The sequence below is a fragment of the Corynebacterium sp. HMSC068G04 genome (assembly GCF_001814885.1).
In the GTDB taxonomy this organism is placed as follows: Bacteria; Actinomycetota; Actinomycetes; order Mycobacteriales; family Mycobacteriaceae; genus Corynebacterium; species Corynebacterium hiratae.
This window is the reverse complement of sequence record NZ_KV818324.1, coordinates 1-8,919: the sequence shown is the minus strand read 5'-3', so window position 1 is coordinate 8,919 and position 8,919 is coordinate 1. Positions and strand designations below refer to the sequence as shown.

Genomic DNA, 8,919 nt, shown 5'->3' with positions numbered 1-8,919 from the left:
ACTACGTGTCCACGATTTGCGGGCAACCCCAGAAGAACATTGAGGGCGAAAATGAAGTCTTCCCCAAGCAAGCCACCGAATACAAACGACGTTCCTTCGTTCGTGAAATCAGTGAGTGTGGTTAGGCTGTGGGAGACCGCTTCGAGAGCTTTGAAGCCGGGCTCCCATGCCAGCACTAGGTAGCAGAAGACAATCTGAAAGGCGAGGCGGTTTCAAGTGGTGGATGCATCACCTGAATAGTTCTTGTATCTTCTCTTCTGGTTTATACCAGTTGAGGACTTTTCTAGGGCGTCCGTTGAGAAGGTCTTGAATGTGTTGGACGTCCTTGTCGGTCGGGTACTAACGTCGCCTCCTTTGGGCAGGAAGTCTCTGACTAGCCCGTTGGTGTTTTCGTTGGTAGGACGTTGCCACGGCGAGTGTGGATCACAGAAGTAGACTGCTAGTCCACGTGCGATGCTCAGCCTGTTTACTTGGGCTAGTTCTACGCCTTGGCCCCAGGTCAGAGTTTTAGTGATGTTGTGTATTTTGCCGGTAAACATCTCGATTAACTTATCGACAGTCGTGGCGGAATCATGAACATCTACTTTCCGGGGTCAGGCCCGTACCCACACACAAACCATCAGACACTCTCAAATGAACTGGACCGAATTCCTAGACCACTCCAACCCCAAGTGGGGCTCTGTCAGCACAAAGCCAGGTAGTGATCGAAAGATTACCGTCTACAAGTCCCCAACCAGAGGACAGCTCCCATCAACTACCCACACGACGAAAACCGGAGGACACGTCACCCTTTCAAGTCTGTGACCTCCGGTCGTCGCAGTCCGGGAACCGTTCGATACGAAGTCAAGTGGCGGTCGAGTCGCAACTTCTTGCGATGCCTGCCTGCAAAGCGGAATAAGTCTCAAATGCCCACGATTAATTCCCGGTTAATTCTTTGTAAACACTGATCCTCATTCATTGACCGGCAGTCTTGGCATAAATAGTCTGACCGATACAACCTAGCTCAGGAAAGGAGGCGACATGAACATCCGTACACTGCAGGCCATGGTCGACGAAACCGACCTTGCAATGAAGAGTGAGGAACGGAAGGAGAGCACCTTCAGCCAGAATCACTGCGGCGACAACGACGTCAGCACCATCACTTGGTCTTACTGTGGAAACTAGCGCCTAGTAAAGCAATGTATCCGATTATACTGGCGGGAGGGGGCCTCTCCCGCCAGTCTACTTTAGTGGGTAGCTCATGATTATGGAAATCGCCAGACGCTTTCGCCGTTGGGGAGTTACGAGCCAGATTATTTGGTGTCTTGCGTTTTCAAGCGCCTTCGCAGGATTCTCTATAGTACAGCCCGCCCTACTAGCGAAGCTAATTGACGGCTCTAACAACGTTGGGGAGAGTCTCGAAGAGCAAGCACTAGCCCTATTACTGGTAGTAGTTCTTGCAACCACTTTCAATGCGCTATTGATTCGACAAGAAGGGCGCTTGATTGCCAAAATAAGAGGATCTCTTCAAAAAGACCTAATCTCAACGGTCGACGCAAACCAGTTTGAGCTGAACCACGGGAGAGGACTACAAGTTGTCGTTGGCGATACTGATACAGTTGCACACTACATCGTAGGACTGCTAAGCAAGATACTTCCTGGGGCGGGAATGTTCATTTTCGCCTTCATAGCCCTTTTGCGTATTGATACAATATTGACGCTCTTAGTGCTAGCGATGGGAGTTTCCCTTTCAGCATTGAGTGTGCCATTTCTAAAACGCATGGCTCGGGCGGAACAGGCAAACCTCCGCTCTCGAGATGAACTAAGCGACACCCTATTGACATACTTCTCGGTCGCCAAGGTAGCAACACTGAATGGGCGTCTTGAACACCTAAAAAAAATCGTAACAAACAGTTTTGATAATTTACAGCAAGCAACCTACCGGTCAGCCACTATACAAGCTCAGTTTGCACCATTTAATGGTTCTATAGTACCCATCCTGGCCGTCACAACTTTGGGCGTAGCGTCATGGCGAGTGCGGGTAGGAGCCATGGATCCTTCGGAACTCATCGAGTTTCTAATGTACATGTTCATATTAATGGCACCACTGCTTCGGGCTTTATCTTTGGCCAGCCAACGGGCAAAGGCACACACTGCGTGGCGTGAAATTTCCACTCTAAATGATATTGAGAATCCTCGAAAGGCCCTGCCGGAACGAGTCTTAAAAGTCCTGGATAGAAACCAGCAAAAGCTGCTGGATTCAACTGGCATCACCATAATTTTGGGTCCTAGCGGCATCGGTAAGACTACGCTCCTGCACGACGTTGCAGCCACGGTCGGGCCCACCGACACTGCCTTTGTAAGTCAAGAACCGAAGCTACTTCCACATACTCTTGAAGATACCTTACAGCTATATGGAAGTGGACCAGACTCCGAGCGATTCATGAACAACTTGAGTTGTCTGCGAATGCCCGATTGCACGTTGACGACCACTATCGCCCGCATGTCCGGAGGCGAGAGACAAAGAGTGGCTATTGCTGCTGCGCTCTCATCTAACAAAGAAACGCTAATCCTGGATGAACCAACTTCTTCTCTTGGCACGGACGATCAACGAGATCTCGCAAAGCTACTACGCAACCACGTCAACAATGGTGCGAGGGTAATACTGTCCACGCACAACTCCGACTTCGTTGAATTTATGCTGCCGGCTAACGTATTGGAGCTTGAGGAAAATGTTTAACTTCGAAGGAGCTCTCCTTCGCTCGCGAAGATTTTACGCACTCCCAACTCTGGAGGACACCACAGAGGATTTCTTGACGGGAGAGCTCGATGGTTATGTACTCCGACGGGGCGAATATTGGACCAGCTATCGGCTAATCGGTTCCGATATTTCCCCTCAAGGCTGGAAGATACATATCTCATCAAGTCCGACCGACCTTGATGAAGTCGTAACTCAAACATTAGCGGTTATTGATGAGTATCGGTTGCACTTCAAGATAGTCAATACACGGGACTCATACTTTCTTGCAAACAGTAAAAATGCTAATCGCACATCGGCAGGGAAGCTGATAACTATTTACCCCGACAAAGCATCCTTTGAAAAAGTAATAATCGCCCTTGCCTCTAGGCTTAAACCATTTGACGGGCCTGAAATTCTAACCGACCTGCCCGGTCCCGTTCCCTGCATCCACTTCAGGTATGGAGCTTTCGTCCCAATGGTCAATGCCGACGGAGAGTACTGCTTATTGAATGACGATGGAGACCTCGTTCCTGACCGCCGCGAGGTCTTGGACCCAGTGCAAAGTCCCGAGACAGACTTAAAGATCGTGCATGAGGCTGTTGCCCGTCTGCAAAGCGGGAGGACTCTCGATGTTTCAAATGTCACTCTCGTAAAGCAGTCGAACGCCGGCGGAATATACCGCTGCACTTTTGATGGAAAGAAAGCGTTCTTGAAGCTTGGCCGGAAATTTGCAGGTTTTGATCAAGACTTGAACGACGGAGCCTTTCGAGTCAAGAACGAGCACACACAACTAAGCAGACTTATAAGCTCTGGTGCGACTCCAAGAGTTCTTGCTTTAACCGAGTTAGCCACTGATGTCGCGCTAATAACAGAAGATTTAGAATGCCTAGATCTTCATCAGTTTAAGAAAGCGAAATTTCCACTATATGCGAGAAATGGCGACGATTGGGTTCCTTATCTTCGCGAAGTGCTGAAAGTTGCAACTCGGCTGGAAAAGCGCATAAAGCTGTTACATTACAGTGAGGTATACCATCGCGACCTCCACGGTCGTAATGTTCTAACTGATGGCGAAGAAGTGTATTTCGTAGACTTTGAGGAGGCTACAAATTCTTCGGACGACGTTCCCGGAAGCTCTAAAGCACAAGGCTACGCCAATTTCAACGTAAACGATGCGGAAGAATCCGACTGGTTCGCCTTTAGACAAATTATTCAGGAACTGACCTTCGGGAATACACGAGTAAATCAATTCAACGAGGCCGGCTGGGATCGCAGATGGGATGACCCCTATGAAAGTATGATGAATGATCACAGAGTATCCACGCTGTTGAAACAGCTAAGGAAGCTCGCCGCTGTTGATGGTCGTCTGAGAAACCCCCTACTAGACCCTTCCTTCTCGGACTCAAAAAAACCTACGATTACAGCAAGAACAATGAGGCAGAAGATCAGTCATGATGCCGAGCTTTGCATCCGCGAAACTGGCAGCATCTCAGTCTCACCTGATCGCCTTGAAAATGGCGCAGGGTATTGCCTGGAATTTGCGTATCTCAAGACAGCTCTACAAGCCGACTGGGATTTAGCTCGAGTCGTACCTAATTTTTTGCAGCACAGTCAATCATCCTACGGTGTTGGGCTTCCTGACATCATAGACCGACTGGAAGAGCAGTACCAGTCCATCGAGGCCCCAGCTGCAAGCATCTCACGATCCGAAGTACTGCAGCTCCTGTTGATTGCACGATTCTCGAGCCAAGTTTGTGCATACCAAGGAGTAGTACGTAAGTGGATTCTTCGTATTGCAAAGCAAGCACGGAGTTTACACTTCGAAAAGCCCTTGCATGAGAACTCTAACCGGCCGAACGACCAGCGTACAGGCCTGCTGTATGGGCCTCTGGGATTGGCATGGATTTTGTCTCTCTGGTTGGAAGAAATGCATGAATCCGATGTTGCACTAGCAAAAGAAGCCATTACCTACTTAGTTGAACAGGAATTGACGAACTACGACTCCAATAGTGAAGGAGCTCTATTCGCCGTCCAGGGTAACCGCCTACTTCCGTACCTCAGCACAGGGAGCGCCGGATTCGGTCTACTCTTGCCAATGATAAAGAAGACTCTAGGCGGCGATTGGCTGCGCCCAGAGGCAGAACGTCTGCTGAACGCTGTGGACACTGAATTCAGCATTTGTAGTGGCCTCGCGAACGGGATGATGGGGCTCATAGTGGGAACCGCTGGAATTAGCAGCTACCTGGATCGTCCATATTCAGTACCTGCCCTCTACAGGCGGGTGCGCAGATTACTACCGATGGATAGCGCGGGAGACCTTTTCTTAGACGATTCTTCCCTTCGCTATGTTTTTGATGTATCAGAAGGTGCAGGAGGGTTCATACTTTTGCCTGGACTTCTCAGGATTGTTTCAATGGAGGCGCTCGATGATTTTGAATTATGATCAAAAGACAGGAAGCTTTCATGCAGCCACTCATACTTCGGGCTCGCCTGATATTGCAGTCCTAGATTCATTTTGTGCAGTCACGAACATAATTGAGCTCGTTGAGTTCAGAGTCCTTCTGTGCATCTATGATCCAACTGGCCACGAAAGATGGTACTTGCGTGTGTTGTTTGCAGATGCTCCAACTCGAGCCGAGACTCTCCCTGTAGCGGAGCCAGTACTCCTAGTGGATCGTAACAAGCCTGAAATCTTTATAAAAGTTTGGAGGTCGGGACATATTGAGTCTTTGCGGTGCAGGTTTGTGCATGGCGAACTTGAGTGGGAATTTTGCTCTCCGGATGCAAACGCAGAGTATCGCGTAATTTCTGAAACCTGGCCTTTTAGAAAACTCCCACCGGAAGTATTGGAATCTGGAGCTTCAATTCATTACATTTCAGAAAATTTCTCCGCGACTGATGCTCAATCGCTATTGCAACAATCTATCAGGGCTACAGATGAGGTGTCCTCCGACTTTCTTCAACGGCTATCGTGCGACATCCAACAGTATTGGAGGTCATCACTTTCTTGGCCAGTCTTTGATTTAGCACACTCATCTAGCATCTGTGATGTTGAGATTTCCACAGCAGATTCTGTCAACAATGATTGTGACACGTACTTAGTGCACTCGTATGGGGTTTATGGCCAACGAGTTGCAGACGCCACAACTACGTTTGAAGGCTCGAATCTACTTAGGGTTCGGGAGCTGCTTTTGCCTCAGCCACGAGACTGTCTCGCAGACTATGCCGATGATTTGAGCTGCATTTCAAAACATTTTGCGACCAAAGGTCGGGTGGTTGCTAGCACCGTCTCTGCTGGTTCGGTGCCCCTTACTCTGTCGATCGCTAAGGAGCGAACCGCCTATTCGGGCCTGATATTTGATCGATGCATCTCAGCAAAGGGTTCCTCATATTTGTCAGACCTTGATAATCAACATATTTTACAAAGGTTGCCATTCTCTTCCCGACGTTTGCTCAGAAAAGGCTTCGAAGTCGCTCAAAAAGACCTACCAATCTTGTCATTTTCATCTATGTACGATTCACGTATTAGTAACAGGGACCAGCTCCGCTTCGGCTTGAATCTGCGCGAAGACCTTATCCAACTACATGTTTCCGGGGGACATGCCAATACGCCATGGGATGTTGATCGGTTAAAGAGAATCATTGGCATGGCATTCTTGATAAATTTTCTTCCTACAGTGAAGGACCGGTAGATGTTTGAGGTTATTGACGCTGGATTTCAATTCACGGTGCAGAACAGGAAGGATTGGCTATTCCGGAATGTGAACTTCTCGATTGCGAATGGCGAAGTGGTAGCCCTCATGGGGCCGTCTGGGTCAGGCAAGACCACTCTGCTTAATGGACTCGCTGGTATTGGGCGGTTATCCGAAGGTAAGAGCGTGCTTGATGGAATCCAGATATCGGGCCTGCCAAAACGAAAGGTGCGCAAACATCTAAGGGATTCTGTATCAATAGTTTTCCAAGACCACCTATTGATTCCGGGATTAAACCTGCTTGAGAACGCGGAGTTGTCTTGGGCCTTGTCGGGTAAGCCGAAGGGGATCTCCCCCAAAACAGTTTTAGACAGCTTGGCTATTGGAACAGAAAGGAACTCTCTGCCTGAAGAAGTCTCAGGTGGACAAGCACAGCGGGCAGCAATCGCGCGGGCCTTGGCTAGTGGCCCAAAGTTGTTATTCGCCGATGAGCCGACAGGGAGCTTGGACGAAAAGAACGCACATCGGGCTTTTGGTGAAATCAAAAACTGGTGCGGTTCACAGGGGGGACACGGTCTAATCGTTACCCATGATCCGGTCATTGCAAAGCTATGTGATCGTATTGTTCGTTTGGACGGCGGGACAATCAATGGATAATCCCAATCGCGATCAAGCAATCTCGCTTAAAGTTACAAAATCGTATTTTCGAGCGTCGTTAGGTCCCAACGTTGCAGCTGCGGTAGCTATCGGTTTTTCAATCGGCGTACTTGCAGCTGTTCTTAATACCCGAGCCGCGACTGAAGGTACAGCAGTGGGTGAGGCTGTCACGGTGAATGTAGCGACAAATGTTGCTATCTCTTGGACGATTGCCTCGATTTTCTGCATTCCGCAGATAGTGAATAGAGCGTTTACCAAACTTGACTATTTCATCGGTTGTCTACAAATTGTGGGATGGCCGGCTCGACGGTACCTTGTCATGCTCATCGCACAGCTCCTATTCATCGAAGTCTTGGCTATCTTACTTTCTTATCCTGTAGCTGTACTCTTTCAGCGGTTAGTGATGCTGATTTCCCGTCGGGACTCTGACGATTTGTTGTACCCTGGTCAGTTTTTTGAGCCGATATCGCTGAATTCAATTTTGATGGCTACGCTCATAATCACTGTTAGCGTTTTCATTGTCGGCATTATCACGTTCATTGGTTACGCTTTGAAGCAGAAGACTCAGGCATCGGGAGCGAAGCCTGTACGTGTTTCAATTGACGGGCTCAATAGGCTGCGGTGGGGAGACTTGGCCGCTGTACTGCCCGTCGTCTTTCTTGTAATAGCGGTCCAGGCTGGTGCTCAAGCAGGACTTTTTGTCATTCTAGCTATGGTATCTGCCTTGTTTTGGCTATGTAGTCGCTTTATTCTGCACATCGTCAGAGCGATAGAGAAAGGTACTACCCGATTGGCTGGTGTCACTCCCGGGATAGCTGTACTGGGCGCATTCTCTGCAGAGCTTCATAATATGACGAAGTCTATCGTCTTGCCGTTGTCCTACGTGCTGGGCATTCCAGCTATTGTCCTTTCAGTTTCACACACAGAGGCTGACGCATTAAATCAAGTGGGTGGGGGAATCCAGAATTGGGATTTTCTTGTAATGCTTGGTTTGCCCCTGTTCTTTGTAGGAATATTGTCGGTCACATCATTTCTAATGGCTGTAGATCAGGTCACGATTACAACTGACCGACTTAATAAAATTGGGTTTCCTGTCTCGGTGATCTATCTTGTCAGATTCGCAGGTTTACCATTTCTGTTTATGTGTGTCAGCCTTGGGATTGCAGCTATATTCGCACTGGTCAGCTCGATCATTCATGTGATAGTTCTTGGTTCGTCGATAAAATTTGCAATCGCCGGGCTGTCAATGATGGTCTCGCTATTATTAGCCGGGGCACTCTATTTATCTTTCATCCTGTTCGGGCTCTTCTACTCCCTTTGGAAGTACCTTCACCACAAGTACATCGCTGACCACCGTTCGAGGAACTAAGTGAAGCATGTTTCTCTTCGGCTGGTCGTCTGCAAGTGGCTAGAGAATGCAACCACTTCTTCATTCAGCCGCTGCATCAGACACTCACTTCTTCCGATGACTTTGCGTGTTACCGGACCAACTTTGCTGGCTTCGCGATATAAGTAGTCGCTTGTCCACAGTCCACGATTGGAGTCCATTCCAGATGGAATGTGCTCGTAGCCAGTGACATAGGCCCCACGCTTATGCGGAACCCGGTGGGTTGACACGGTTGCCCGGTCAAAGAGGGTCAACAGCTGGCCGGTGATACGCACATCGACAGTGCGGCCAACAAGCTGGCGCGGAACGGAGTAGCCCACTGTTGCAACCGTGATGTGGAAATCCGGGGCCACTTTTGCCCGTTTCCATTCGGTGTGTTGCCACGGGGTTGTCGGCAGATCCGTAAGCAGATGCTGTTCGTGTTCTTCAAAGAGAGGACCTGACCCCTGTTAGGTAGACACCTGATA

At 49.0% G+C, this 8,919-nt stretch carries 7 protein-coding genes and 2 pseudogenes; 6 read left to right on the top strand and 3 right to left on the bottom strand.

Translation table 11 applies throughout. The annotated features are described in order from the left end of the window. Both HMPREF2993_RS13135 and HMPREF2993_RS13450 read right to left on the bottom strand, forming a co-directional pair. Window positions 1-203 (bottom strand): annotated as a pseudogene (locus tag HMPREF2993_RS13135) (Na+ dependent nucleoside transporter N-terminal domain-containing protein); the annotation flags it as partial. A gap of 9 nt (window positions 204-212) precedes the next feature. Next, window positions 213-563: pseudogene (locus HMPREF2993_RS13450) on the bottom strand (IS30 family transposase); the annotation flags it as partial. 457 nt (window positions 564-1,020) lie between these two features. Here HMPREF2993_RS13450 and HMPREF2993_RS13620 point away from each other — a divergent pair. The 6 genes from HMPREF2993_RS13620 to HMPREF2993_RS06130 all read left to right on the top strand — a co-directional run bounded on the left by HMPREF2993_RS13620 (window position 1,021) and on the right by HMPREF2993_RS06130 (window position 8,434). Continuing rightward, window positions 1,021-1,164, top strand: coding sequence for a hypothetical protein (locus HMPREF2993_RS13620; protein WP_158010520.1), 144 nt, complete (start codon window positions 1,021-1,023; stop codon window positions 1,162-1,164). 76 nt (window positions 1,165-1,240) lie between these two features. After that, entirely contained in the window at window positions 1,241-2,719 is a 1,479-nt protein-coding gene (locus HMPREF2993_RS06145; protein ID WP_049157201.1) for an ABC transporter ATP-binding protein, read from the top strand. Then, window positions 2,712-5,159, top strand: coding sequence for a class III lanthionine synthetase LanKC N-terminal domain-containing protein (locus HMPREF2993_RS06140; protein WP_070701533.1), 2,448 nt, complete (start codon window positions 2,712-2,714; stop codon window positions 5,157-5,159). Before HMPREF2993_RS06145 ends, HMPREF2993_RS06140 begins: the two co-directional genes overlap by 8 nt. After that, a complete protein-coding gene (locus HMPREF2993_RS13445) occupies window positions 5,143-6,408 on the top strand; it encodes a hypothetical protein (RefSeq protein WP_141745876.1) in 1,266 nt (421 codons plus the stop codon). The genes HMPREF2993_RS06140 and HMPREF2993_RS13445 overlap by 17 nt, the downstream gene beginning before the upstream one ends. After that, entirely contained in the window at window positions 6,409-7,065 is a 657-nt protein-coding gene (locus tag HMPREF2993_RS06135; RefSeq protein WP_049157198.1) for an ABC transporter ATP-binding protein, read from the top strand. Then, window positions 7,058-8,434, top strand: a complete 1,377-nt coding sequence (locus HMPREF2993_RS06130) for a hypothetical protein (RefSeq protein ID WP_141756298.1) — start codon at window positions 7,058-7,060, stop codon at window positions 8,432-8,434. Before HMPREF2993_RS06135 ends, HMPREF2993_RS06130 begins: the two co-directional genes overlap by 8 nt. On the opposite strand, the gene HMPREF2993_RS14030 is transcribed toward HMPREF2993_RS06130, so the two are convergent. Then, complete coding sequence (locus HMPREF2993_RS14030; protein ID WP_371325904.1) at window positions 8,431-8,805, bottom strand: Mu transposase domain-containing protein; 375 nt, start codon at window positions 8,803-8,805, stop codon at window positions 8,431-8,433. The genes HMPREF2993_RS06130 and HMPREF2993_RS14030 overlap by 4 nt on opposite strands. Between the last annotated feature and the right edge of the window lie 114 nt (window positions 8,806-8,919).